Consider the following 25726-nt stretch of genomic DNA (forward strand, 5'->3'; position numbering starts at 1 on the left):
CGGCTCGCGGGGTCAGGACGGGTCGCCGTACTGCAGGCCGCGTCCGTTGGTGCCGACGTAGACGCGGCCGAAGGTGTCGGGATCGCCGGTGATGACGCCGACACCGCCGATGGCGCCCCACTGGTGGGCGTTGTCGTTGACGCGGAGCCAGGTGGAGCCCTTGTCGGTGGAGCGGAAGACTCCGGTGACGTCCTTGACGGTGCCGATCAGGTACAGGGCCTGGTAGTCGGTGCCCGGCTCGGCCTTGCCGAGGCCGAGGGCGGAGGCGGACTGCACCGTCTTGAGCGTGGTGAAGGTGCGGCCGCCGTCGGTGGAGTGCAGGAGCCCCTTGCCCGAGCCGGAGATCCACAGGTCCCCAGCGATGCCGGGAACGGCCGTGAGCCTGCCGGAGGGCAGGTTGCCGGCGCGGGCGGTGAAGGTCGCGCCACCGTCGGCGCTGGCGTAGAGCGTGCCGCCGGACAGCGAGTAGAAGGTCCTGGCCGAGGAGCGGTCGGCGACGATCACGGCGCCGGTGCCCAGGCCGCTGACCCTCGACCAGCTCGCCCCGTTGTCGGTCGAGCGGTACGGGGCCTGACCGGCCTGCGTCCAGACGATGGTGGAGCCGTCCGCCGCGAGCGCGACATGCCCGTCCTGGGCACTGGCCACCGGCTCCGCCTTGAAGCCCTTCCAGCTACGGCCCCCGTCGGTGGAGTAGGCGCCGTCCTGCGCGCCGCCACGGCCGACACGGACCATCATCGACGGCTTGGACTGGGCGAAGTCGATGTCGGTGCTGTTGGTCATCATCGGGTTGCTCAGCCGCCCGGAGGGCACCTTGGTCAGGGAGTCGTGCCGGAAGCCGCCCTGGTCGCCCATGGAGGTGATGACGGTGGCGCCGCCGGGAGGAGCGATCGCGTCCAGCAGCGCGGTCTCCTCCAGCCCTCGGGCGCCCATGCTCCAGTGGCTGGTGCCGCCGGTGTCGGAGGCGCCTGCGTCCTTGCTGCGCAGGATGCCGTTGCCGGTGCCGTACAGCACGTGCCCGGAGTTGAAGGGGTCGATGGCCAGGGCGGTCATCCAGTGCCCGGTGTGGGTGCCGACGTAGGGGGCGGCGGAGGCGCTGCGCACCGACTTGTCGGCCAGTGCCTTCCATGTGGCGCCGCCGTCCGTGGTCCGGTAGATCTCGTCCTCGGGCCACCAGCGGCCGAGAGTGGTGACCATCACCGTGGAGGGCTTGCGCGGGTCCACGGCCAGACCGGAGAAGCCGTAGTCGCCCTGGGAGGGGGAGATGTTCTTCCATGTCCCGCTGCCCGGCGTGTACTTCCACACCGAGCCCGCCGTCACGCCGTTGGGTCCGAGGTTGTCGGTGTACGTCAGGTACAGCGACCCGTCACCGGAGAGCACGCCGTGCTGCGGCAACTGGCCGGTGGGCTGCCCGGAGACGCCCTGCCAGGTGCTGCCGCCGTCGGTGGAGCGGTACAGGGAGGTGGACCTGTCGTTGACGCCGACGTAGATCGTCTTGCTGCCGGCCGGGCCGTACGTCACGAAGGAGATGCCCGCGCCGCTGCTCGCCCCGTCCTTGACGGGGAACGAGGAGACCTGACGCCATGTCACACCGGAGTCGGTGCTGCGCCACAGGCCGTTCTTGCGGGTGCCCAGCAGCAGGGTGCCATTGTCCGCGGGGTTGATCGCCAGCCGTTCGCCCGCACCGCGGCCGTCCTCGTTGGCGCCCAGCTTGAAGGGCAGATCGGTGCGCTTGAAGGTGCGGCCCCGGTCGGTGGAGCGCAGGAGCGCGCCGTTGCCGGCCCACTCGTTGGTGTAGGTGCCCGCCGCGAGGTAGAGCCGCTTGGGGTCGACGGGGTCGGTGGCCACCGCGTCGATGCCCAGCAGGTTCCAGTCCTTCTCGCCGATCCAGTCGGTCAGCGGGATCCACTGCTCGGCCCCGGTGTCCCAGCGGTAGGCACCGCCCATGTCGGTGCGCGCGTACAGCAGGCCCTTCTCCCGCTGGTTGAACACGAGTCCGGTGACATAACCACCGCCCACCACCTGGGCGTTCTTCCACACATACGGACCGGCCGCGGCCGTGGTCGGCGCCGTGCCCGCCCCGGCCGCCCGGGGCTCGGCCGACTTCACCAGCTTCCACTCCTGGCTGGCGCTGCCTGTGGCGGGATACTGGATGACTGCCGCGCCGTCGGCCTTGGAGCCCTTGGAGACGTCCAGCAGTTGGCCGCTCCTGCGCGAGGTGAAGGTGACGGCGTCGGAACCGCTCACCTCGCTGATCTTCCACTCCTGGGAGGTGGAGGAACTGTCGGTCTGCTGCTCCGTGGCGGCTGCCCGGGCGGTCGAGTCGCCCGCTGTGCCCAGCACTTTGCCGCTGTTGCGGTTGACCAGCTCGTAGTAGCCGTCCCTGGTGGGCCGCAGCCTCCATTGCTGGTTGGCGGTGTTCTGGTCGGTCCACTGCTGGATACGGGTGCCGTCAGCGGCGGAGAAACCGTTGACGTCCAGCACCTTGCCGCTGCGCACGGAGACCAGCCGGTAGTAGGCGTCGCCATCGACCGTCGCGGCCTGCGAGTCCTCCTGCGCGACAAGGAGATACGGCACGAGAACGGCGGGCACGCCGAGCAGCAGACCAGTGGCGGTCCAGCGGCGGCGGTGACGCCCGCGGCGTCCGCCGTTCGTGGGGTTGTTCATGGGGAGGCGTTCTCCTTGCATGCTGTTCAACAGTGGAAACCCGGATCCGGCCACTGGAACTGGCCGGATCCGCTCCCTTGTCGTCACAGACGTCACACAAGGTTGCCGCGAGCCGGGATTTGCTTCTACCGCCCTGGGGGTCGTGGGAGCGGTGTCATCCGGCGGTCAGAGTGGTCCACTTCTGGTTGGAGCCGCCGTTGCAGTCCCACAGGTGGAGCTGCGTGCCGTCGGTCGTGGAGGAGCCCGGAACGTCGAGGCAGCGACCGGATGCGGGGTTGCGGTAGCCACCGTTGTAGGGCTGCCATACCTGGTTGGCACCGCCGTGGCAGGACCAGAGCTGTACTTTGGTGCCGTTGGCGGTGGCTCCGCCGGCGGCGTCGAGGCACTTGCCCATGGAGCGCAGCGTGCCGTCGGTGTAGGCGGACCAGAAGTGGTTGGCACCGTCGCCGCAGCTCCACGTCTGGACGGCGGTCCCGTCGGTGGTGGCGCCGCCCTTGACGTCCATGCACTTGCCGGCCACGCCGGACTGTACGCGTGCGGGGGCGGGGGCCGGGTTCTTCAGCCATCCGGCGCTGTCCGCGGTCCTGACGCCGCGGTGGAAGACGTCGGCCATCTTCTGGTAGCCCGAGTCGTTGGGATGCAGGGCGTCGGCCAGGTCGGCCGTGGTCAGGCTGCTCATGTCCACGTATGCGACGCGCTTGCCCGCGGCCCGTGCCTCGCTGACGATCTGGGGGATGGCCTGGTTGTACGCGGCGCGGTACCGCTCCTCCGAGCCGCTGGTGGACACGACCAGTGAGGCCACGAGGACGGTCGCGTCGGGGGCGGCGGCGGTGATCTGGCCAACCAGCGACTTCAGCCGGGCGGTGGCGGTGGAGACCTCGTAGGACCTGTCGAGGTCGTTGGTGCCGATGTGCAGCGTCACGACATTGGGCCGGTAGCGGGTGAGCGAGGCGTCGGCGAGTGCTGCGATCTGGTCGATGCGGTATCCCGAGTGGCCTTGGTTGTCCGGGTCGGACATCGAACCGCCCCGCAACGTGCCGACGAAGTCGAGCGGATGGCCGTCCGCGGCCAGCCTGTCCCACAATGGGCCCCGGTAGCCGTTGCCCGTACTGCTGCCCACACCCCAGGTGATGGAGTCACCCAACGGCATGACCCGCAAGGGCGTGGTGGGGGCTGCGGCGGCAGGGGTCACACCTCCCGCTGTCACTCCCGACGCGGCGGTGACCAGCGTGATCAGGGACAGAATCCAAGACTTTCTCATGGAGTTCCTCTCTTCTTCGAGCGATTGCTGATCAGCGGACAGCCCGCCGCCCGGCCCGTGCCGGCGTGTCGGCTGCGGTCCAGCGGTTGTTCGTGGAGGCGGCGAGGGCGTCGTGCGGTGTCGCGACTGCGGAATCGGCTGAGCTGAAAGAGGGACATCTCATGACTGGGCCACGAGGCGCTGTCGAATCGCTTCGACATTGCTGTGAGGTTAAGTGAACACCCATGGGCGCACAAGGCCCCCTCCAGCATTCCCGGAACACTGGAAGAGGCTCTGGTATCGGCTGTTTGATGCGACGACGTTGATGACCCATTGCCCTCCTCTGGTCCCACAACAGGTGTCGAATCGCTTCGAATACCGTCTTCGCTCCACCCTCCAGGGAGGCGCGCGTGTTCGCACCCAGGCCGCCTCCTCGACCTGGCGTTCCAGTCGCCAGGGCGCCCGCCGACTCAGGCCCTCACGCTCGGAGTTCCACCGGTGTTCCTGGCCGCGCAGCCGCTCCAGCTCCTCCTGGGCAGCCTTCTTCTTCACCCACCAGACGCTTCAACGACCATTCCAAATCGACGAGTTCGGCCTCATGAAGAAGCCCCGTACGCACGGCTGCAACCCACCGCTCCCGCCGCGGCGGGATGACGGCCGTACAAGTCGTGCGCCGGCGACCGGGATGGAGGGAGGTAGAACTTCGGGGCTGTGCGCGCCTCTGAGCGCAGAGTTCGACGCGCCGAGGCAGGCGTGGTAGTCGATCAGGGAGGGCTTGCCCCCAGGGACCGGGTTGATCAGCCGAGTGCGCCGCGGAAGGGCGCCCCGGCCATGCCCGCGCCCCGTGGCATCCTTACGTCGCGACGCTCATCTGCCGCCGTCACGGTGACGGCGGCAAGGTCGTGGCGGCCAAGGCCCGTAGCGCGGCCACCGGTCTGCGCAGTCCGTAGGCGACCGCCGTCGACGTCCCGTCGGCATGGCTCCAGGTCAGCAGGGCGCGTCCGTCGGCCACGCTGCCCTGCACCGTGGTCGGTTCGCCGAGGAGCGGCAGGCGGCCGACGATCTTGACGGTGAGACCGGCGACCTCGGTCCAGAAGTAGTCGTCCTGCGCTGGTCCCTGCGGTGGCAGACCGAGAGCGGAGGCCGCAGCGGCCCTGCCCTGGGCGACGGCGTTGGACCAGAAGGGCGCACGCCGGTCGGGGCGGGTGCCGTCGCCGCGGAGGTAGGTGACGTCGCCGGCGGCGAACACGTCGGGGACGGTGGTAGCGCAGGCATCGTCGATGCCGACGCCGAGGCGGTCGGCGAGGACGGTCCCTGCCAGCCAGCCGGTGCTGGGTACTTCTCCGGCGCATGTGACCACCAGGTCCGCGGTGAGCTCGGTGCCGTCGGGGAGCGCCACGCCGCTCACGGGGTCACCGGTCAGGGTGGCGAAGCCGGTGGCCTGTATGAAGCGGATGCCGTGTGCTGAGGCGCGTGCGGTGATCTCGGCGGACAGGTGGTCGCCGAGGATGCGTTCCAGCGGCCGGTCGGCGTCCACGACGGTGACCGGGATGCCGCGGGCGGCGCAGGCGCTGGCCACCTCCATGCCGAGGAAGCCGGCGCCGACCACGATCGCCGAGCGGGCGTCCGCCAGGCGGGCGCGGAGCAGGCGGGCGTCGTTCAGGGTGCGCAGGACGAGTTCGCCCCGCTGCCCGGGGGCGGCGAGCCGGCGGGCATCCGCGCCGGTGGCGACGATCAGCGCGTCGTAGCCGACCTGGCGGCCGTCGGCGGTCGTGACGGTGCGGCGCCGGGTGTCGGCCGCGACGGCGGCCGAGCGGATGACGTCGATGTCGATCCCGTCGAGGACCAGGCCCAGGGTCTGGTCCGGGGCCGGGTCCTTCAGGACCACCTTGGACAGGGGCGGGCGGGAGTACGCGCCGTGCTCCTCGGCGCCGATGACCGTGACCGGTCCGGTGTGGCCAAGGGTGCGCAGGTGGCGGGCGGCGGTGGTACCGGCGAGTGACTCGCCGACGATGAGCACCGAGCGCGGTGCGGTCACGACAGGACTCGCAGGACGGCGACCGGGCAGGCGTTGACGGCCGCGCGGGCGGCGGGCTGATGCTCGTCGGGGACGTCTGTGCCCTCGAAGCGGTAGGTGAGTTCGGCGTCTTCGTCCAGGCTGAAAACGTCGGGGGCCTGGTCGGCGCACAGGCCGTGGCCTTCGCAGCGTGGATGGTCGACGGAGATCTTCATGGTGATGTCCTCAACTGTCTTCAAACGGGCGAGCGGCGGGGTTCATGCGGGGATGAGATCGAGCGGCAGGCGCTCGAGACGGTGGATGACGTTGTTCATGGCCCACTCGGGTGGGCCGGTCACCTCGATACGGTCGACGCGTTCGACCAGGGCGCGGAGCATCGCGGAGGTTTCCAGGCGGGCCAGGCCCTGGCCGGCACAGCCGTGACTGCCCTGCCCGAAGCCGAGTTGGCGGGCGGCGTCGCGACGGATGTCGAAGGCGTCCGGGTCGTCCCACTCCAGCGGGTCGCGGTTGGCGGAGCCGTAGAGGACGAGTACCCGGGAGCCCTTGGGGAGGGCGATGCCCGCGAGTTCCGTGTCGCGGGCGGCGGTCCTGGAGAAGGCGCGGATCGGGGATGCGTAGCGGACGATCTCGTTGACCGCTTTCGGAACGAGGTCGGGGTCCGCCTTGAGCAGGCGCCACTGTTCGGGGTGGGTGGCGAACAGGTACAGAGCGCTGGAGATGGCGCTGATCGTCGTGTCCAGGGATGGCGCCAGGTAGTCGATCATCATGGTGACGCACTCGGCGGGCATGATCCGGCCCTCGTCGGACGCGCGCAGCAGGTCGTGTCCCATGCTGCCGTCCAGCACGGACCGGTCGCGCACGACAGCGCGGGCGTAGCGCAGCATGCCGAGGGACGCGGGAAGTGTGCGCACCGCCTGGCGGTTGAAGGGGCCCAGCGCGTCGAAGGTGGCGCCGGCCCAGCGCAGCAGATGTTCACGACCCTGCTCGGGCCAGCCGACCAGGTCGGGGACGACGGACATCGGCAGGGCCGTGGCGACCTCCACCGCGTCAACCGCCCGACGAGTCACGGCTGCCGCGACCACGGCGGCGGCCTGCTGGTCGACTGTCTCCTGCATCGTGCGCAGCGCCCTGGGAGTGAGGCGGTGCGCGAGGAGGGAGCGGCGGCGGGCGTGCTCACCGCCGTCACTGAACAGCGTGGTGCCCCGGCCCATGCGGTTGGCGACGGGGTTCAGGCCGACGCCGCCCGAGGAGACGAAGGTGTCGTCGTCCAGCAGCACCTGCTTGCACTCGGCATAGCGTGGCAGGGCGTAGACCTTGTGCTTGCTCAGCCGGACCACGGGGCCGAGTGCCCGCAGCGCGGCGTAGTGCGGATACGTGTCGCGGATGGCCGAGGCCGAGTACAGATCGGGGTGGTAGACCGGAATTTCCGTACGTATGGGCATGACGTGGCCTCCTGAAGGTGCAGTGAGAGAGCGAGAGACATGACGGTGCTTGTCGGGGCCGACTGGTCCATGGACGGCTGACGGGAGCGTGGCCTCGGTGAGTTCCCGCCCGTCGGCCGAGGCTTCGGCGGACCAGACGGATGACGACGTCGTCCAGGTGCGTCAGGGACCTCACCGAGCCGTCAGCCGGCCGCGAGCGCCATCCCCGCGTACGCCACCGCCGCCACAGCCAGCACGGCGGCGGGCAGGGCCCGCACGGGCGGGTCACCTTGGCGCAGGTGCACCACCACGGCAGCCACCATGAGCAAAGCCAGCCCGGCAGCAGCGGCCACGCCGAGCGGGGCCGAAGCCAGACCGAGCAGCAGCCCGGCGGCTCCGGCGATCTCCAGCGTGCCCACGACTCGGTAGAGGCCCGTTGACATGCCCAGGTGCGCGGCTGCCTGACGCATGAACGGCACGGCGGCTATCTTCGCCAGCCCGAGAGGGAGGAGGACGAGGGACAGCGTGACGGCGAGGGTGGTCTGTGCGGTCGTCATGCCGATCGGTCCCGGCGGCCGGCGCCCAGCTGGGCGTAATAGTCGATGAGGTCGGGAGCATCCACGGCTGCGGGGTTGACGACCTGTTCGGCCGGGGCGCCCTGGAGAAGGCGTTTGACGGGGACTTCGAGTTTCTTGCCGGTGCGGGTGTGCGGAATGCCGGGGACCTCGAGGATGTCGTCGGGGACGTGGCGGGGTGAGGCGCCGGTCCGGATCGCTTCCCTGATCTTCACGCGGAGGGCGTCGTCCAGGGTCTCGCCGGCGGCGAGCACCACGAACAGCGGCATCCAGTATCCGCCACCCGGCTCTTCCACACCGATGACCAGCGCCTCCGCGATCTCCGGGAGGCGTTCGACGACGTCGTGGATGTCGGCGCTGCCCAGGCGGACGCCGTTGCGGTTGAGCGTGCTGTCGGAGCGGCCGTGGACGATCACCGAGCCATGGGAGGTGAGGGTGATCCAGTCGCCGTGGCGCCACGCACCGGGGTAGAAGGAGAAGTAGGCGTCGCGGTAGCGGGTGCCGTCGGGGTCGTTCCAGAAGGACAGCGGCATGGACGGCATCGGGCGGGTGACGACGAGTTCGCCGACCTGGTCCACGACGGGGAAGCCCTCGGCGTCGAAGGCGGCCAACGCCACCCCCAGGTGGGGTGCGGACAACTGTCCCGCCCAGACGGGTGTGTTGGGCGCGCCGCCCGCGAAGCCGGAGACGATGTCGGTGCCGCCGCTGATGGAGGCCAACAGCACGCGTTGGCCGACGTGGTCACGGACCCAGGGGTAGGCGGAGGCAGGCAGGGCGGAGCCGGTGCAGCCGACCACGCGGATCGACGACAGGTCGTGGACGGACGGGTCGATGCCGAACTTCTCCATGCCGAGCAGGTACTGGGGGCTGGTGCCGAAGACGGTGACCCGGTGATGCGCGGCCAGCTCCCACAGGACGTCGGGCTTCGCGAGGGGCGCCGGGCTGCCGTCGTACGTGCAGGTCGTGGCGCCGGTCAGCAGCGTCGAGGCGACGAGGTTCCACATCATCCAGTGCGTGGTGGTGTACCAGAGCAGGCGGTCGCCGGCGCCCAGGTCGGAGTGCAGGCCCAGGGTCTTGAGGTGCTCCAGCAGGACACCGCCGTGGCCGTGGACGATGCCCTTGGGCAGGCCGGTGGTGCCGGAGGAGAACACGACCCACAGGGGGTGGTCGAACGGCACCGGGACGCAGGTGAGTTCCTCGGTGCGGGTGGAGGCGTCCCCCCACGAGACGGCCGGCGACGGATTCGCCCGCGACGGCCACGGCAGGCCCACGTGGTCCACCAGCACGGTGGCCTTCAATGTCGGCAGCGCGGCCGCGAGTTCGAGGGCGGCGTCGCGGCGGTCGTAGGTGGTGCTGTTGAATCGGTAGCCGTCGGCGGCGACCAGGACGGTCGGTTCGAGCTGGGCGAACCGGTCGGCCGCCGCCCTGGGGGCGTAGTCCTGCCCGCACACCGACCACACGGCGCCCAGGCTCGCGGCGGCCAGAAACGCGACGATCGCGTGCGGCGTGTTGGGCAGATAGCCCACCACCCGGTCGCCTGGCCCCACACCGAGCTCGCGCAGGGTGGCCGCGACCGAGGCGACCTGGGCGCGCAGGTGGCCGGCGGTCACCTCGTAGCAGGAGCCGGTCTCGTCGAGGGCGATGACCGCCACGGCGTCGTCGGCGTGGTTGCGCAGGGCGTGGTGCGCGTAGTTGAGGGTGGCGCCCGGGAACCAGCGGGCGCCGGGCATCCGCTCCTCCGCCAGCGCCCGCTCGTACGGGGTGTCCGCGTCGATGTCGAAGTACTCCCACACCGCACCCCAGAAGCCCTCCAGATCGGTGACCGACCAGCGGTGCAAGGTGGCGTAGTCGGAGCCGGGCATCCCGACGTGGCGGGCGAAGTCCATGATGTGGCTGTCCGCGACGACCTGCGGATCAGGCATCAGGAAGGGGTCGGGCACGCTCATCGTGTGACGCTCCTCAGCAGGCTGTTGTCGACGGTCCTGGGGGATGGGTGGGGGCCGCGCGTGGTGTGCAGGAGGGACGCCCAGGCGGAGGTGTCCGTGAAGTCGACGCCGCCGGCCGGGATTAGGTCCATGACGACGCGGTCGGGACGCAGCAGTACGGCGTCCGCCCGGCCCGCGCGCAGCCAGGCGGCGAGGGTGCCGTCGTCGCCGAAGTCCGTGACGGGGATCGCACGGATGCCGAGCCCGTGGGCAAGGGCGTTCAGCGAGGGCCCGGGTTCCGCGGCGGTCAGGAGGGCGAAGGAGTCGCCGAGCAGCTCGTCGAGGCGGGTACGCCGCCCGTCGGCGGTGATCCACGGTTGCGGGCAGTAGGTGCCCGCCAGGCCCCTGCGGGTACGGCGTCGGACGAGGGGACCGGTGGTCAGGGGCGGGCTGAGGTCGCGGCCGGCCGCCGTGGTGAGCCCGGGTATGCGGCAGGCTGCGGCCAGCAGCCTCCGGCGCACCGCGGCGGCACCGTCCTGGCCACCGGTCATGGCCCAGCCCATGGCGACCGCGAGCCGGATGACATGGCGGGCATGCGGTTTGCGCTCGCTCTCGTAGGTGGCCAACAGCCTTTCTTCGCCGCCTCGTTGCAGGACCCGGGCGAGTTTCCAGGTGAGGTTGTGGGCGTCCCTCAAGCCCGTGCAAAGGCCCTGCCCGATGAAGGGCGGAGTGAGGTGGGCGGCGTCGCCGAGGAGGAAGACCCGTCCGCTGCGCCAGCGGTCGGCGACTCGCGCCCGGAAGGTGTACTGCGTCTCACGGACGACCTCGAAGTCCCCGTCGTACGACTGCGGCAGCCACGGGGCGATCAGCTCGCGGACCGGCTCCTGACCGTCCCGCAGCCGGAACTCCCAGCGGTAGCGGTCCTCGCCGACGCGCATGAAGGTGGCCGGCCGGTCCGGGTCGCAGACCTGGTCGACGCCCTCCCAGCAGCGGACGTCCGCCGTCGTGCGGACGTCGAAGACGGACCACTGCTCTTCGAAGCGCAGGTCCTCCCATGCGGCGCCGATGGCCTCGCGGGTGAGGCTGCCCGCACCGTCACAGCCGAGGACCGCCTCGGCCCACAGCTGGTGCTCGCCGTCGTCGTCGCGGTAGGTCACGCGCACGGGGCCGGCCGTGTCCGGTCCGACGGCGGTGACCTCCACACCGCCCCGCAGTTCGCACTCCGGGCGCCGGGCCAGGGCAGCGCGCAACAGTTGTTCCAGCTCGGGCTGGTCGAACATGCTGGTCTGCGGGTAGCCGTGCAGGCCGTGCCCGGTGCGGCGGAACTCGGCCATCACCCGGTGCCGGGCGTCCAGCAGCCGCAGCCCGTTCGCCGGGCGGGCGATGGCTGCGAACTCCTCCCCCACGCCCGCGGCCTGGAGGATCCTGCGGACCTCGTCGTCGGTGGCGACCGCGCGTGGCAGCGGGTAGACGTCCTGGTGGCGTTCGAGGACGACGCTGCGGATTCCGCGCCGGGCGAGGAGGAGGGCGGCGGTCACGCCCACGGGTCCGGCCCCGATGATCACCACGGGTACGGCGGCCGGGTTGTGCTCGACGGTCATATGCGGCTCACCTCTGCCCTACTGTGCGTCCTTGACGGGCGTACGCTGCTCGCCGAGGTCGATGCGGCCGTCGGGGGTCGCGATCGTCGCCGTGATCACGTCGCCCGCGTGCAGGTAGTGCGGGTTCTTCGCCTGGCTCTTGAAGAACGCCTTCCACTTGACGGCGGGCGGCAGCAGCGCGCCGATCTTCTCGACCGGTTTCGGCGGGGCCTTGAGGGCCGTACCGCCGGGGGTGCCGGTGAGCAGCAGGTCGCCGGGGTCGAGGGTCTGGAAGCGGGCCAGGAGGGTCAGGGCCTGCGCCGGGCGGACGATCATGTCGGCGAGAGTGCGGTCCTGGCGCAGTTCGCCGTTGACGGACAGCTTCAGCCGCAGGTCGAGGAGGTGTGCGAAGTCCTCCGGCTCCAGCAGGGCTAGGTACGGCCCCGTCGGTGTGAAGGTCGGGTACGACTTGCTCTCGTAGAACTGCGTCTTGGTCAGCTGGACGTCCCGCGCGCTGACGTCGTTGGTGATGACCAGCCCGGCGACGTACGACGGCAGGTCCGGCTCGGCGACTCGGGTACCGATGGGCAGTGGCGCCCCCATGACGAGGCCGAGTTCGATCTCGTAGTCGAGGAACTTCACATGCGGGGGCCGGATGACGGCGTCGCCGGGGCCGCTGACCGAGCCGGACGCCTTGCGGAAGAAGGCGGGCGGGATGTCGCCGGTGAAGCCCGAATCCCGGGCGTGACTACGGTAGTTGACCATCTGCGCGACCACCCGGCAGGGGGTGGTGAGCGGCGAGAGGGCGGCCAGGTCGGCGACGGGTGTGCCGGGTTCGCCGGAAAGCGCGGCCTCTCGTACGGCGGCCCGGTCGGCGATCAGTTCGGCGGTGGTGACGGCCTTGGTGTCGACCGGGACGGCCCGGGCGATGGGGGCCTTCCCTGCTGGAGCGGAGTCGAGAGCCTGAGGGAGGACCGCCCACCACCCGTCGGCGGTGCGCAGGACGTTGGTGCTCATGTCGGTTTCCTTCGTGAGTGAGCTGAGGATTCAGGACTTGGCGGCCTTGAGCAGACCCAGCAGACGCGCCATGTCCATCTCGTTGTCGTCGCGCAGGGCCTCGATGGCGTGGCGGACCCGCTCGGGGGTGGGGCTCGCACCGAGGAAGTCACGCGTGGCCGGCGGACCCCACTGGGCCAGCCCGCTGGTCGAGAAGGCCGCCCAGCCGGGCTCGATGTCGCAGGAGAACAGGTCGCCGTCGGCGAAGTGCTCCAGCATGAAGTGGTCGGGATCGCGCCAGTAGTCGAAGAGCTGGCTGCCCTGGATGTGCCGTCCGATGCCCCAACTGCGCTGGTAACCGCGCTCCTTGAGGTACTCGCCGCCGGCCGCGATCGAGTCCAGGTCGGTGACCTGGTAGGCGGAGTGGACATAGCCGGTGCCCGGCCCCAGGTGCATGGCCAGCGTGTGGTGGTCGGCCGGCACGCTGCCGAGGTCGCAGCGGATGAAGGCCATGACCGGGCCGCGCTCGCGCTGCCCGTCCAGGAACAGGAAGTCGGACACGATCATGCCGAGGGTGTCCAGGTACCAGTCCAGCGCCCGCGCGAACACCCGTGTCTCCAGCACCAGATGTCCCAGCCGCTGGATGCGGGACGGCTCGCGCGGCGGGCGCTGCGTGGTGTTCGTACGACGGTGAGCAGTACCGAAGTTGAGCAGCCGCGGCTGCTGCTCGGGCAGCGCAGAAAGCTGCTCACCGCAGTGCACCACCCGTACCGGGAAGCCGGACGGGTCGAGCAGGCCGACCGTCCTGCCGCCACCGGGCACGTCCGCGTCCCGCACGTGGGAGCCGGTGGCCCGCGCCAGCCGGTCCAGGTCGGCCCGCTCCGCCGCGCGGAACGCCGGGCCGATGAAGCGCGAACTCCGGCCGCGCCGGATCACCATGCAGGGCGAGCCCGGGAAGGTGCCGCGCAGCCACAGCTCCCGCTCCGTGCGGGCGGCGATACCGAAACCGAAGTCGCGGGCGAAGACCTCCGCCCGGTCAAGGTCGGGCTTCTCGAATTCCAGCCAGGCCAGGTCCGCCACCTTGATGACGGGATTGCGGGAGCGGCCGGGGTGCTCGCCGCGCAGGGCGCCCTGGTCGCTGTGCAGGTCCTGGTGGGCCGTTTTGACGTCGGTCCCGTGGACGCGGGGTTCAGACATGGGTGCCCTCCGAGCAGCATCGCCTTAATGAGGAAATCATCAAGTTTGACAGTAGCGTCGTCAAGCCCTTCACGACATGAAATGATGATTCCATCAGAGATGCTGTCGTCATCGTCCCCGCGGTTAGACTCTGTGCATGCCTACGTCAGCCCCGCCCAGCAACCGGTTCGAGCGGCGCCGCGCCGAGACCCGTCGCGCGCTCGTTCGCGCCGCCCGGCAGATACTCGCCGAGACCGGGGACGCCAGCGCCAGCATCCAGGCGATCGCCGAGCGCGCCGACGTCGGCTTCGGCTCCTTCTACAACCACTTCGAGTCCAAGACGGAGCTGTTCGAGGCAGCCGTGGTGGACGCCCTGGAGGAGTTCGGCCAGAACTTCGACGAGCACCTTGCGGAGATCGACGACCCCGCGGAACTCGTCGCGGCGGGCTTCCGGCTCAGCGCCCGCATGGCCGACTCCCACCCCGAGCTGATGCAGGTCCTGCGCCACCGCGGCATGGGCCACATCCACTCGGACAACGGCCTGGCCCGGCGGGCGCTGCGCGACCTCCAGGCCGGCCTCGCCTCCGGCCGCTTCACCCCCGTCGACCCGGCGGTCGCCCTGTCCGCACTGGGCGGCACGCTGCTGTCCCTGGTGGAGCTGAGATTCGCCCGCCCCGACCTGGACGGCGACGAGGCCGCGGTGAACCTCGCCGAGATGGTCCTGCGCATGCTGGGCGTGCCACAGGACGACGCCCACAGGGTCGCCCGGCGCCCCCTGCCCGACCTCACCTCACCGGCCACTCCTAGGCCGTGAGCGACGAGCGCGGCCGGAAGGTGGCCGAGCGGCCGACGAGGTCGTTCCGCCGGTCGCGTCCCGCTCTGCGGCTCCTCAGGGGTGCGCGGCGAAGTACCGCCCGATGCCCCCGATCCCCTCGCTCACGGCTCGCTCGACGATGGGCGCCAAGGCCTCGGGAAGGATCTCCTGGCTGTAGACCACGCGTGAGCCGTCCGCGTCGGGAAGCACGTCGATGGTGCCCAGGTGGAAGTCGATAAACTGGGGCATGCCCTCGACGAACCGGTACTGGAAGCGGCGCAGTGTGTCGTCCTTCGTCACCACGAGGGACTTCAGCGTGCCCTCCGCCGTGGTCAGGTGGCGGTGCGTGCCGTCGAAGCGGGCCTCCTGTACGGCCGGGAACCACTGCGGAATCATGCTCACGTCGGTGAGGACGGCCCAGACGCGGTCGGGGTCCTGTGCGACTCGGGTGTCGAAACGGAACGTTGCCATGGCAACTTCATGGTTGTGGTGATGACGGCTCCGGGTCGGCGCCGTACGCGGGCGGATCCCCCATGCGGCCTGCCACCGCCGCTCAGGGCGCGGGTCAGGCGCCGATCATGTTGAAGCCGCCGTCGGCGTTGAGGTAGGCGCCGGTCATGTGGGCACTGTCGTCGGTGGCGAGGAAGAGGGCGGTGCCCGGCGAAGGCCGGGACCAGCTCCTTGAGTTCGGTGCCTCCACCTTCGAGGGTCTGGGTCCCTTGAGGGAGCGGACACCTGCCGCGATGCGACAGCAGCAGGCTCTGCTGCACTACGTCACCACCACCGCCGCCAGGGACCGGCTTGCCGCAGGCGGCCCCGGAGCCCGCGTCTGGGAGGCGGTCGACTCGGGCGAGATCGACGAGGCCGCCGCGGTCACCCTCATGATGGCGTTCCTCGCCACGGGCATGGACACCACGATCCTCTCCCTGGCGGCCGCCGTCCGGCTGTTCGCCGAACACCCCGACCAGTGGGACGCGCTGCGGGCCGACCCTCCCTCGCACCCGCCGCCTGCCTTGAAATTCTGCGCATCGCTTCTCCGGTCACCGTTTTCAGCAGGGTGACCACCAGGGCCCGGGAGTGCGACGGCGTCACCATCCCCGCGGGCGATCGCGTCGCCGTCATCTGGCCAAGCTGGAGGCGCACGCCCTCCTCACCGCACTGCTCGCACGGGTGCGCCGGTTCGAGATCGGCAAGCCCGAGTTCATCGTGAACAACACCCTGCCCGGGCTGAGCAAGTTGCCCTGCCGCATCGTCACCTGAGCGATCTGCGAGGACGAATCCCGTCAGGCTGCTGGTCGTTACCGGCGAGATCACCTGCACCTCATGCTGAACCACAGCCCGTGGGAGGCCGCCGTCGCGCTCCTCCCGGTCGCATTGGCGGTGCTGCCCACGGCCTTGGTCACCCCGCGACTGGTCCACCGGTCGACCGTTCGAACTCCCCTGCACCTCGGACGCCGCCCGCCCGGCGAGGCGCGCGCTGCCGCAGCGCGTGCTCGACGCCTCCGGGGCCGCGAGACCGTGACTTCCAGGGGTTGCACTTGACACGGCCACCTTATCGGTAACAGTGTATCCATTATGAGCACCTGGTCTGAGCCGCAGCCCGATTCCCGGTTCGTCGCGGTGGGTGGATTGCGGATCCACTACAAACGCGCCGGGCACGGCCCTGCACTCGTCCTGCTGCACGGCAGCGCTTCGTCGCTTCAGCACTTCGACCGTGCGGCGGCCCTGCTGTCGGAGTCGTTCGACGTCATCCGCCCCGACCTGCCGGGGTTCGGCCTGACCGGCCCTCGCAGGGACCGCGACTACCGCATCCCGACCTACACGGCGGCGGTGGCGGCCTTCCTGGAGGCGCTGGAGGTGCCTCGCTACGCGGTGGCCGGCAACTCACTGGGCGGCAACATCGCCTGGAACCTCGCCCTGGACCATCCGGAGCGGCTGACCGGCCTGGTGCTGGTCAACGCCACCGGGTACCCGGAGAAGGAGATCCCGGCGGGCATGCGCCTGACCCGCAACCCGCTGCTGCGGCCGGTGTTGCGGCGCGTGATGCCGCGCCGCGCCATCGAGCGCAACCTGCGTTCGAGCGTCGGCCCGCATTCGACGATCGTGGACGACGCCATGGTGGACCGGGCCCACCAGCTCATGAACCGGCCCGGGAACCGCTCGGCCTTCGTCGACTTCTGCAACACCGATCAGCCCGACCGCAGCGCGCAGATTCCCCGCATCACGGCGCCCACGCTCGTCCTGCGCAGCGCGAGCGTCGACGGCCAGTACTTCAGCCGCGACCTCCCCGGCGCCGGCGAGATGGTGCACCCCCATGGCGGTCACCTGCTGCCCGAAGAGGAACCGCAGTGGGTCGCGGACGCGATCGTGATGTTCCTCCGCTCCTCCACCGACACCCCCACGCACTGAGGCCGAGGAGGCCCGTTCCATGAAGTACTTCGTCGCGTCAGGCGAGGACCTACGGCTCACCGCCGACTCGCGGCAGGCCCTGCGCGGCAGTTTCATCGAGTTGTCCGACGGCGTCACGCACTACGAACTGACCGGCCCCGAGGACGGGGAGGTGGTCGTGATGGCGGGCGGACTGACCATCCCGCTGTTCTACTGGGACGGTCTCGTCACCGAGCTGCACGCCCGCGGGCTGCGGACGCTGACCTGCAGCGCGTACGGCCGGGGCTACTCGGACCGGGTGCGGGCGCGATACGACGAGAGTCTGTTCGCACGGCAGCTGTCCGAACTTACGGACCGGCTCGGCCTGACCGTGCGGCCACTGCACCTCGTCGGTACCTCCATGGGCGCGTTGGTCGCCATGACCTACGCCGCCCAGCACCGGTCGTCGGTGTCCACCCTCACCATCGTCGGCCCTGCCGGCCTCGCGAAACCGCAACTGACCTCGCCGCACCGGCTGCTGCGCAGCGACCTGCTCGCCGGCCTCGTCGCCCGGCACCGCGGACGTCAGATACTCCGCGGTCACCTCGGGCACAACGTCCGCGACCCCGAACTCGGCGCGAAACTCGCGGAGATGGTGCTCGACTCCTTCCGCTTCGAGGGGTCGCTGTACGCGGTCTTCGACACCCTGCAGCACCTGCCCGTCTCCGGCCGTGACGATCTCTTCCGCCAGACCGGGACGCTGGGCATCCCGACGCTGCTCCTCTGGGGCGACGAGGACAACGTCACACCACTGGTCCACTTCGACACGGCACGGGCCTTGCTGAAACCCCGGCACCATCACGTGATCTTGGAATGTGGGCACATGGCCCCGTTCGAGCAGCCCCACAACGTCGCCGACCGGATCGCCCCGTTCGTGACCGCACAGAGCGAGAGGCTCGACTCGTGAACGACCGGCCGGTCATCGACGTCCTGGTCATCGGTGCGGGCCCCTCGGGTGCCGCCGCGGCGATCGACCTCGTGCGCCGGGGACTCGACGTACGGATCGTCGACAGGTCTCTCCATGCCTTCGACGGCTCCCGCGCCAAGGGCGTCCAGCCCCGCAGCCTCGAAGTCCTCGAAGACCTCGGTGCCCTGCCCGACGTGCTGGCCGGCGGCAGCACCTACCCCAAGCTCGGGATCCATGCCGGCCCCCTGGCGGTGCCCTGGAAGATGTTCCCCCACAGGGAGGCGACTCCGGAGGTCCCATACCCGAACACCTGGCTGATCCCTCAGTTCCGCACGGACCGCGCACTGCACGCCCGGCTCAGCGAGCTCGGCCGTGAGATCGAGTTCGGCAGGGAACTGACCGAGCTGACGCAGGACGAGGACACGGTGGTCGCGAAGGTGGCGGGCCCGGACGGCACGGAGGAGATCGTCGCCCGGTACGTCGTGGGCGCCGACGGTGGTTCCAGTGTGGTGCGTAGGCAGCTCGGCATCGGTTTCGTCGGGACCACGGACGAGAGCGACCGGATGGTCATCATCGACGCCTCGGTGACCGGTCTTGCCCGCAACCGGTGGCACATGTGGCCCGGCCGGGGCGGCAGGTTCATCGGCGCCTGCCCGCTCCCGCACAGCGACATGTTCCAGTGGATGATCCGTCTCACTCGCGACGAGGAACCGCCTGCTGAGAAGGACGACATCGTCCAGCGCATCCACCAGCACACCCGCAACCGGGGCATCCGGTTGCACGACATCCACTGGACGTCGGTGTTCCGGCCCAACATCCGCCTGGCGGAGAGTTACGGCCGAGGACGGGTCTTCCTCGCCGGTGACGCCGCGCACGTCCACACCCCGGCCGGCGCCCAGGGCCTGAACACCGGCGTGCAGGACGGCTACAACCTCGGCTGGAAACTCGGCCAGGTCCTCGCCGGGGCGGACGCCACGCTGCTCGACACCTACGAGGCCGAGCGGCAGCCGATCGCCGCCGGGGTCCTGGGCCTGTCCACGGACAAGTGGGGTGGCATCGCCAAGCTCGACCCGTCGAGCATGAAGCGGGGCAAGGACGAGCAGCAGCTCGCCCTGACGTACTACGGCGGCCCGCTCGCCCCCGCCGACGGGATGCGCACCGGGACACTGCGTGCGGGCGACCGCGCGCCGGACGCCGAACTGCTCGGCGCCGACGGAACCGGGACCCGGTTGTTCGACGTCTTCCGGGGGCCGTACTTCACCGCCATCGCATACGGACCGGGGGCCGCCCGGGACCTCGAACTGCTCGCCTGGCCGACGGCCGGCGCTCGGCTGAAGCGGCTGACGGTCGGGGCGACCGCCGCCGACGGTCTCGGCCTTCTCGACCCGAAGAACACGCTGAAGCGCGCTTACGGCCTGACCGGCGACACCCTGCTGCTGATCCGTCCCGACGGCTACATCGGGCACATCGCCACTCAGGACTTCCTCACCACCACACAATCCGCCGCGCGGGCAATGACGCCATGAGCAGAGGAGCCACACCATGCCCCATCAGCGCCACACATGTTCCCCTTCGGGGGCCATCGCATGAGCCGCGTGCTGCTGCGCGGGGCGCAGGTCATCACGATGGCGCCGGGTCGTCCCGACGCCGAGCATGCCGACATCCTCGTCGAGGGCGACCTTATCGCCGCCGTCGGCGAGAACATCGAGGCATCCGACGCCGAAGTCGTCGACTTCTCCGGGCGCATCGTCATCCCGGGCCTCGTCAACGCCCACTTGCACACCTGGCAGACCGCGTTGCGCTCCGTCGGTGCCGACTGGACTCTGGTGGAGTACCTCACCCACCTCCACGGCGCGTGCGCCGGCCACTACACCCCGGCCGACCTGCACGTCAGCAATCTGGTCGGCGCGCTGAACCAGCTCAACTGCGGTACGACCACCCTCGGCGACTGGTGTCACAACGCCCTCTCGCCCGAACACGCCGACGCCGCCGTCGAGGGCTTGGCCCAATCCGGGATCCGCGCCGTCTTCCTGCACGGCACGGCCTACCGGTCGCCGGACACCCCCCACCCCCTCACCGAGATCGACCGGCTGCTCGACGGCCCCGTCCGTGGCCTCGCCCTCCTCACCATGGGCATGGCATTGCAGGGGCCGCAGTACTCCTCGCCCGACACCGCGGTGGCCGATTTCCGAGCCGGCGCGGAACGCGGCCTCGTCGTCTCGATGCACCAGAGCGGCGGAGAACCCTCCCCCGGCTGGGAAGCCGTGCGCGCCGCCGGACTGTTCAGCCCCCTGACCAACATCGTGCACGGGATCGACCTGCCCGACGACTGGATCAAGACGCTCATCGAGGCAGGTGTCACCTTCACCAGCACCCCGGAGAACGAACTGGGCCAAGGACACGGCACACCCATCACCGGGTCACTGCTACGCCTGGACGCGGCGCCCTCCCTGGGCACCGACATCGACACCGCCGTGCCCGGCCATCTCCTCACGGCCGCCCGCATCGCCCTGGCCCACCAGCGCAGCCTGGACCACGCCCAGCACCGACAGACGACAGGCATGCACGCCGGCACCGCTTCGGTCACCGCCAAGCAGGCACTGGCCTGGGCCACGGTGGAAGGGGCGAAGGCCCTGGGCCTCGCCGACCGGGTTGGCCGGATCGAGGTGGGCATGCAGGCCGACCTGGTCGCCGTCGACGCCCGGGCCCTCAACCTGTGGCCGGCACACGATCCGGTCGCCACCGCCCTGCACGCCGACATCGCCAACATCGAAGCCGTGATGGTCGCCGGCACCTGGCGCAAACGCGATCATGCCCTGCTCATGACGCGACTGGACGAGGCCAAGGACGAGCTGCGCGAGTCCGGAGAGCGGCTCTTGCGCAGCATCGGGCCCGCAGGCAGCCGGGGCTGACACCCGCAACAGCCTTACTCGCCAGGGTGATCGCGCCGCTCTGTCAGGCCTCGTCGCGCAGGTGGGCAAGTCCGCTGAGAAGAAGCTCGAGACCGAAGGAGAACTCTTCCTCGATGGGAACGGGCAACACCCCGGCAACGGTGACGGTGGCCGGGAACAGCTGCGGGTCCACGCTCTCAAAGACGGCCGCCGGCGGGGCGTCGTCGGACTGTGCTGCGCCGACATGCCCGTTGACCTGTACGGCGAACCCGAGGACGAAGCGGGCCAGGGTCGCAAACGCGTACGCCGCGACTCGCGGCGGAAAGCCGCAGTCGAGCAACACCGCGACACAGCGCTCCCGCAGTGCCATGGCGTTGGGTCCCAGGGGAATCTGCTCGACCAGCAGGCGCGCCGCGTTCCGGTGCCGGGCCAAGGCGTCGAACATGGTGTGCGCGACAGTCCGCAGCGCCCGCTCCCAGCCCAGTGCGGCGAGTTCGTCGCCGTTCAGCTCCACGCTGCCGAACATGCGGTCCACGACATGGGCGACCAGCGCTGCCCGGTTGTCGAAGTGCCGGTACAGCGTCGCCGTGCCCGAGCCCAGACGTTGGGCCAGCGTCCGCATCGAGAGAGCGTGCGAGCCCTCCTCGTCCACGATCTGAAGTGCTGTGGCGACGATGCGCTCCAACGGCACCGGCGGCCGCCCCGGGGAACGCCGAGCCGCTGCCGCGTCCGCTCGCGCAGGCACAGGGTCCACCACGAAACGTCCCACCTCCTTGGCCAGCACCATAACAGTAACGCCGTAGCCGATATAGAGGCCGCTGAGCGGACGAGACGCCTGATCAGTTTCCCGGCACGCGGCGGCGAAGGAGGCGCTGCGCGGGCAACTGTCGTCTCCGATGCCGTGGACAGGCCGATGACGTTCGGGCACCCTTCGCGGCCCGCCAGGCAGCGGCCCTGCGCAGCCACCACCGACGGCGCTTCGGCGAAACCCCTCGGCACGCCGGCCGAATTCCCGCCTGCACAGGCCTTGACACCTTCTCGCCGAGCGGCAAAGAATTCCCGCTGCAAACACAGGGATGAAACGATTCAAAGTCGGGCGTCGCCGCATCCCCCTCCTTCCCGGTCTCCAGGACGCCCTCCAACCCCCACATCACCGCACACCGACAGTAGGAGCGCCCGCATGCCCTCTGTAACGCGCCGGTCCATCCTGTGCTCCGCCATAGCCGTGGCGCTGGCGCCCACTCTCGGCTCGGTGCTTGCGCCGGGTCTGGCTCCCGTGGCGTCGGCCGCCGTCTCCTGGACCGCGAAGTGGATCTGGGCTCCGTCCAGTTCGACGAACCAGTGGGTGGCGTTCCGCAGATCGTTCACCCTGGGTTCCGCGCCGTCCAAGGCGGTGACGCAGATCGCGGCGGACTCCAAGTACTGGCTGTGGGTCAACGGCACGCTCGTCGTCTTCGACGGACAGCTCAAGCGCGGCCCCGACCGCACCGGCACCTACTACGACGAGATCGACCTCGCCCCGTACCTCACGAGCGGTCGCAACACGGTGGCACTGCTGGTGTGGCACTTCGGCAAGCAGGGCTTCTCCCACAACAGCAGCGGCAAGGGCGGTCTGCTCCTCCAGTCCGACATCACAACCGGTTCCACCACCACCCGGCTCGTCAGCGACACCAGTTGGAAGCACATCGTCCATCCGGGCTACTCCAACAACACCAGCGGCACCCAGGTCAACTTTCGTCTGCCCGAGTCGAACGTCTACTACGACGCCCGCAACGCCACCGCCATGACCGCCTGGGAGTCGGCCGGTTTCGACGACGGCGCGTGGGGTGCCCCCACCGACTTCGGAGCCGCCGGTGCCGCGCCCTGGAACGGCCTCGTCCGTCGGCCGGTCCCCCAGTTCCGGTACTCGGGCCTGAAGTCCTACGGCAACGCCTCGTCGCTGCCGTCCACGGGACAGGGCGCCACCGCCATCACGGCCACCTTGCCGTCGAACCTCCAGGTCACGCCCTACTTGAAGGTGGACGCTCCGACCGGCGCGGTGATCGGCATACAGACCGACCACTACGCCGACGGCGATGGCCTGACCGGCCTCACGCCCGGGGCGGAGAACAACATCCGCGCGACCTATGTCTGCAAGGGCGGGGTCCAGGAGTTCGAGGCGCTGGCCTGGATGAGCGGCACGGCGGTGAAGTACACGATCCCCGCCGGTGTCACCATCCTGGATCTGAAGTACCGGGAATCCGGCTACGACACCGACTTCACCGGATCGTTCAGCAGCAACGAGGCGTTCTTCGACACCCTGTGGGGCAAGGCGGCGCGCACGATGTACGTCAACATGCGCGACACCTACATGGACTGCCCCACCCGCGAGCGCGCCCAGTGGTGGGGCGATGTGGTCAACCAGCTCAAAGAAGGCTTCTACACCTTCGACACCCGCTCCCACGCCCTCGGCGCCAAGGCCATCGCCGAGCTGACCGCCTGGCAGAAGCCCAGCGGCGTGCTCTACTCGCCGATGCCGTCCACCATCTGGACCGCCGAACTGCCCGTCCAGATGCTCGCCTCAGTGTGGGCCTTCGGCACGTACCACCTCTACACGGGCAACTCCGATGCGGTCGCCGGCACCTACCCGGCGGTGAAGGCGTACCTGAACCTGTGGAGCCTGGACTCGGCCGGGCTGGTCAACCACCGGGCCGGGGACTGGGACTGGGAGGACTGGGGCACCAACATCGACGCCCGCCTCCTGGACAACTGCTGGTACTACCTGGCCCTGGGCACGGCCATCACCCTCGCCGGTCTCAGCGGCAACAGCGGCGACGTCGCCTCCTGGCAGGCCAAGCGCGACAGCATCAAGGCCAACTTCGACCGCGTTCTGTGGGACACGTCCAAGAACGAGTACCGCTCACCCGGCTACACCAAGGACACCGACGACCGCGGCAACGGTCTCGCCGTCGTCGCCGGCCTCGCGCCCACCTCCCGACACGCAGCGATCACCGAGGTGCTGCGCACCCACCTCAACGCCAGCCCTTACATGGAGTTCTACGTCCTGGAAGCGCTCTACCTCATGGGGGCGGCCACCGTCGCCGAGGAGCGGATGCGCAACCGCTACGCCGCCCAGGTCGCCGACCCCACCTGCCACACTCTGTGGGAGATATGGGACAAGTCGGGTGGCACCGACAACCACGCCTGGAACGGTGGCCCCCTGTACGCACTGTCCGCCTACGCCGCCGGCGTCCGTCCCACCAAGCCCGGCTGGACCACGTACGAGGTCATCCCGCAGACCGGCACCCTCGCGAAGATCAACACGGTCACACCGACCGTCAAGGGCGACATCCGCTTCGGCATCACGCGCGACGGCGACCAGGTCACCCTGACCCTCACCTCCCCGAGTGGGACGACCGCGCGGGTGGGTGTTCCGACCTACCGCGGCTCATCCCCGGTCATCAAGGCCAACGGAACCACCGTCTTCACGGGGGGCGCCGCCACCGGCAGCGTCTCAGGCCTCAGCTACGCGAGCAAAGACTCCTCGTACGTCTACTTCACCCTCCAGCCGGGCAGTTGGACGTTCACGGTCACCGGAGCCGGCCGCCTGGACAACCTCGCCCTCGGCCGGCCCGTCACCAGCAACAGCAGCCTGGAGAACAGCGACTGGGGCAAGAACCGGCTCACCGACGGCAAGCTCACCAGCGTGACCGGCGCCAAGGGCTTCACCAGCATCGACTTCCCCTCCCCCGATGTCAGCGCGAGCCCTGTCTGGGTGGAGATCGACCTCGGTGCCGACACCGACCTCGACGCCGTACGACTCTTTCCCCGCACCGACACCCCGGCGGTCGGCGGCGGCACCGCGGGCTTCCCTGTCGACTTCACCATCCAGACCCGCCCCGAGGGGTCGAGCACTTACACCACCGCCCGCACGGTCACCGCCGAACCCAACCCGGGCGGACTTGTGCAGACGTACGGGTTCAGAACCACGACCGCCCGCTACGTCCGTCTGCACGCCACCAAGCTCGGTGCCCCTCCTGTCGACGAGCCCACCAAGTACCGCCTCCAGCTCGCCGAACTCACCGTCCCCACCGCCGCGACCGCCGTCACCGCCAACTACACGCTGGAGAACGGCGACTGGGGCAAGACACGCGTCCTCGACGGCAAGCTCACCAGCGTGACCGGCAGCAAGGGCTTCACCAGCATCGACTTCCCCTCCGCCGATGTCAGCGCCACCCCCGTGTGGGTCGAGATCGACCTCGGCGCCGACCGGGCCATCGGCTCCGTCACTCTCCACCCCCGCACGGACGCCGGCGCAGCGGGCGGCGGCACAGCGGGCTTCCCCGTCGATTTCACGATCCAGACCCGCCCTGCCGGGTCGAACACCTACACCACCGCCCGCACCATCACCGCCGAACCCAACCCGGGCGGAGCCGCTCAGACGTACACACTCACGTCCGCCACCGGCCGCTACCTACGCCTGAAGGTCTCCAAGCTCGGCAAGCCCGCCTCGGACGAGACCAACAGGTACCGTCTCCAGCTCGCCGAGATCCGCATCAAGTAGCAGTCCATCCCGAAACGGGCGGCCGGTACAGGTCGTTCACCACGACCTGACCGCCGCCCCCGGAGAGAGCGACGACACGGCTCGGCGGTGACAAGCGGCGGTCTCCGCCGCCCACCACCGCGCAGGAGCCGATGGCCTCCACTCGAGATCCGGCAGTCCGTGCAGAGCGTCTAGAGGACGAGCGGACGCGATTCCCCCGGGGTGCGGCCGAAACGGCTCCGGAAGACACGGGTGACGTGGGCCTGGCCGGCGAAGCCCCAGCAGTGGGCGACTTCGGCGATCGTCGGATGGCGGGAGCCAGGATCGGCGAGCACCTGCCGGGCCTTGCCGAGCCGCTGTTCGAGAATGTAACGGGAGGGGCTCACCCCGGTCGGCTGGAAGATACGGCTCAGGTGCCGCGCGGACACTCCGACCGCCTCGGCGACCCTTCCCGAGCCCAGCCCGGGGTCGGCAAGGTGCCGGGTCTGCACGGTGACGCAGGCTCGTCGAGGTGGCCGACAGTGAACCCTTAGAACCGAGCCCGGGTCTTTCCCGTGGCGGACATGGCGGA

The 25726-nt window shown here is 70.1% G+C and carries 22 protein-coding genes; 8 read left to right on the forward strand and 14 right to left on the reverse strand.

Translation table 11 applies throughout. The features are described from left to right. Window positions 1-12: 12 nt before the first annotated feature. The 10 genes from OO68_RS14225 to OO68_RS14270 all read right to left on the reverse strand — a co-directional run bounded on the left by OO68_RS14225 (window position 13) and on the right by OO68_RS14270 (window position 13615). Window positions 13-2664: an RICIN domain-containing protein gene (locus OO68_RS14225; RefSeq protein WP_033308690.1), complete on the reverse strand. Its 2652-nt coding sequence runs from the start codon at window positions 2662-2664 to the stop codon at window positions 13-15. Between the two features lie 154 nt (window positions 2665-2818). Next, complete coding sequence (locus OO68_RS14230; RefSeq protein WP_033308691.1) at window positions 2819-3925, reverse strand: ricin-type beta-trefoil lectin domain protein; 1107 nt, start codon at window positions 3923-3925, stop codon at window positions 2819-2821. Between the two features lie 859 nt (window positions 3926-4784). Next, entirely contained in the window at window positions 4785-5942 is a 1158-nt protein-coding gene (locus OO68_RS14235; RefSeq protein ID WP_033308692.1) for an NAD(P)/FAD-dependent oxidoreductase, read from the reverse strand. Beyond that, the gene (locus OO68_RS14240) at window positions 5939-6136 is read right to left on the reverse strand and encodes a ferredoxin (protein WP_033308693.1); all 198 of its coding nucleotides are present in this window, start codon (window positions 6134-6136) and stop codon (window positions 5939-5941) included. Before OO68_RS14240 ends, OO68_RS14235 begins: the two co-directional genes overlap by 4 nt. Before the next feature lie 42 nt (window positions 6137-6178). Then, the gene (locus OO68_RS14245; protein WP_033308694.1) at window positions 6179-7363 is read right to left on the reverse strand and encodes a cytochrome P450; all 1185 of its coding nucleotides are present in this window, start codon (window positions 7361-7363) and stop codon (window positions 6179-6181) included. Window positions 7364-7545: 182 nt separating this feature from the next. Then, a complete protein-coding gene (locus OO68_RS14250) occupies window positions 7546-7899 on the reverse strand; it encodes a DoxX family protein (RefSeq protein ID WP_033308695.1) in 354 nt (117 codons plus the stop codon). Beyond that, entirely contained in the window at window positions 7896-9863 is a 1968-nt protein-coding gene (locus OO68_RS14255; RefSeq protein ID WP_033308696.1) for an acetoacetate--CoA ligase, read from the reverse strand. Before OO68_RS14255 ends, OO68_RS14250 begins: the two co-directional genes overlap by 4 nt. Then, window positions 9860-11443, reverse strand: coding sequence for a bifunctional 3-(3-hydroxy-phenyl)propionate/3-hydroxycinnamic acid hydroxylase MhpA (gene mhpA / locus OO68_RS14260; RefSeq protein ID WP_033308697.1), 1584 nt, complete (start codon window positions 11441-11443; stop codon window positions 9860-9862). The genes OO68_RS14255 and mhpA overlap by 4 nt, the downstream gene beginning before the upstream one ends. Window positions 11444-11461: 18 nt before the next feature. Then, window positions 11462-12439 carry a fumarylacetoacetate hydrolase family protein gene (locus tag OO68_RS14265; protein ID WP_033308698.1) on the reverse strand — a complete coding sequence of 326 codons (978 nt, stop codon included), beginning with the start codon at window positions 12437-12439 and terminating at the stop codon, window positions 11462-11464. A gap of 30 nt (window positions 12440-12469) precedes the next feature. After that, complete coding sequence (locus OO68_RS14270; protein ID WP_033308699.1) at window positions 12470-13615, reverse strand: VOC family protein; 1146 nt, start codon at window positions 13613-13615, stop codon at window positions 12470-12472. Window positions 13616-13751: 136 nt separating this feature from the next. Between OO68_RS14270 and OO68_RS14275 the strand changes: the two genes are divergently transcribed. After that, window positions 13752-14408, forward strand: a complete 657-nt coding sequence (locus tag OO68_RS14275; protein ID WP_033308700.1) for a TetR/AcrR family transcriptional regulator — start codon at window positions 13752-13754, stop codon at window positions 14406-14408. A 75-nt stretch (window positions 14409-14483) separates the two neighbouring features. Here OO68_RS14275 and OO68_RS14280 read toward each other — a convergent pair whose 3' ends face one another. Beyond that, window positions 14484-14879, reverse strand: a complete 396-nt coding sequence (locus OO68_RS14280) for an SRPBCC family protein (protein WP_033308701.1) — start codon at window positions 14877-14879, stop codon at window positions 14484-14486. A 94-nt stretch (window positions 14880-14973) separates the two neighbouring features. Continuing rightward, on the reverse strand, window positions 14974-15108 hold the full coding sequence (locus OO68_RS48300) for a hypothetical protein (protein ID WP_280922498.1): 135 nt from the start codon (window positions 15106-15108) through the stop codon (window positions 14974-14976). 43 nt (window positions 15109-15151) lie between these two features. On the opposite strand from OO68_RS48300, the gene OO68_RS47600 reads away from it, so the two are divergent. From OO68_RS47600 to OO68_RS14305, 6 genes are all read left to right on the forward strand, one after another. Continuing rightward, entirely contained in the window at window positions 15152-15469 is a 318-nt protein-coding gene (locus OO68_RS47600) for a cytochrome P450 family protein (RefSeq protein WP_245236971.1), read from the forward strand. A gap of 16 nt (window positions 15470-15485) precedes the next feature. Continuing rightward, the gene (locus tag OO68_RS47605; protein ID WP_245236972.1) at window positions 15486-15668 is read left to right on the forward strand and encodes a hypothetical protein; all 183 of its coding nucleotides are present in this window, start codon (window positions 15486-15488) and stop codon (window positions 15666-15668) included. Window positions 15669-15983: 315 nt separating this feature from the next. Further along, window positions 15984-16817 (forward strand): alpha/beta fold hydrolase, encoded by an 834-nt coding sequence (locus OO68_RS14290; RefSeq protein ID WP_033308702.1) that lies wholly within the window; start codon window positions 15984-15986, stop codon window positions 16815-16817. 19 nt (window positions 16818-16836) lie between these two features. Further along, window positions 16837-17742, forward strand: a complete 906-nt coding sequence (locus OO68_RS14295) for an alpha/beta fold hydrolase (RefSeq protein ID WP_033308703.1) — start codon at window positions 16837-16839, stop codon at window positions 17740-17742. Continuing rightward, window positions 17739-19268 (forward strand): FAD-dependent oxidoreductase, encoded by a 1530-nt coding sequence (locus OO68_RS14300; RefSeq protein WP_033308704.1) that lies wholly within the window; start codon window positions 17739-17741, stop codon window positions 19266-19268. Before OO68_RS14295 ends, OO68_RS14300 begins: the two co-directional genes overlap by 4 nt. A 60-nt stretch (window positions 19269-19328) precedes the next feature. Beyond that, window positions 19329-20654, forward strand: a complete 1326-nt coding sequence (locus OO68_RS14305) for an amidohydrolase family protein (RefSeq protein ID WP_033308735.1) — start codon at window positions 19329-19331, stop codon at window positions 20652-20654. 43 nt (window positions 20655-20697) lie between these two features. Here OO68_RS14305 and OO68_RS14310 read toward each other — a convergent pair whose 3' ends face one another. Beyond that, complete coding sequence (locus OO68_RS14310; protein ID WP_033308705.1) at window positions 20698-21324, reverse strand: TetR/AcrR family transcriptional regulator C-terminal domain-containing protein; 627 nt, start codon at window positions 21322-21324, stop codon at window positions 20698-20700. Between the two features lie 489 nt (window positions 21325-21813). Here OO68_RS14310 and OO68_RS14315 point away from each other — a divergent pair, with 489 nt between their 5' ends. Then, window positions 21814-25176, forward strand: coding sequence for an alpha-L-rhamnosidase-related protein (locus OO68_RS14315; protein WP_033308706.1), 3363 nt, complete (start codon window positions 21814-21816; stop codon window positions 25174-25176). Window positions 25177-25346: 170 nt separating this feature from the next. Here the strand turns inward: OO68_RS14315 and OO68_RS14320 are convergent, their stop codons facing one another. Then, the gene (locus OO68_RS14320) at window positions 25347-25646 is read right to left on the reverse strand and encodes a helix-turn-helix transcriptional regulator (RefSeq protein ID WP_033308707.1); all 300 of its coding nucleotides are present in this window, start codon (window positions 25644-25646) and stop codon (window positions 25347-25349) included. Window positions 25647-25726: the final 80 nt, after the last annotated feature.

The sequence above is a fragment of the Streptomyces iakyrus genome (assembly GCF_000717055.1).
GTDB classification, from domain to species: domain Bacteria; phylum Actinomycetota; class Actinomycetes; order Streptomycetales; family Streptomycetaceae; genus Streptomyces; species Streptomyces iakyrus.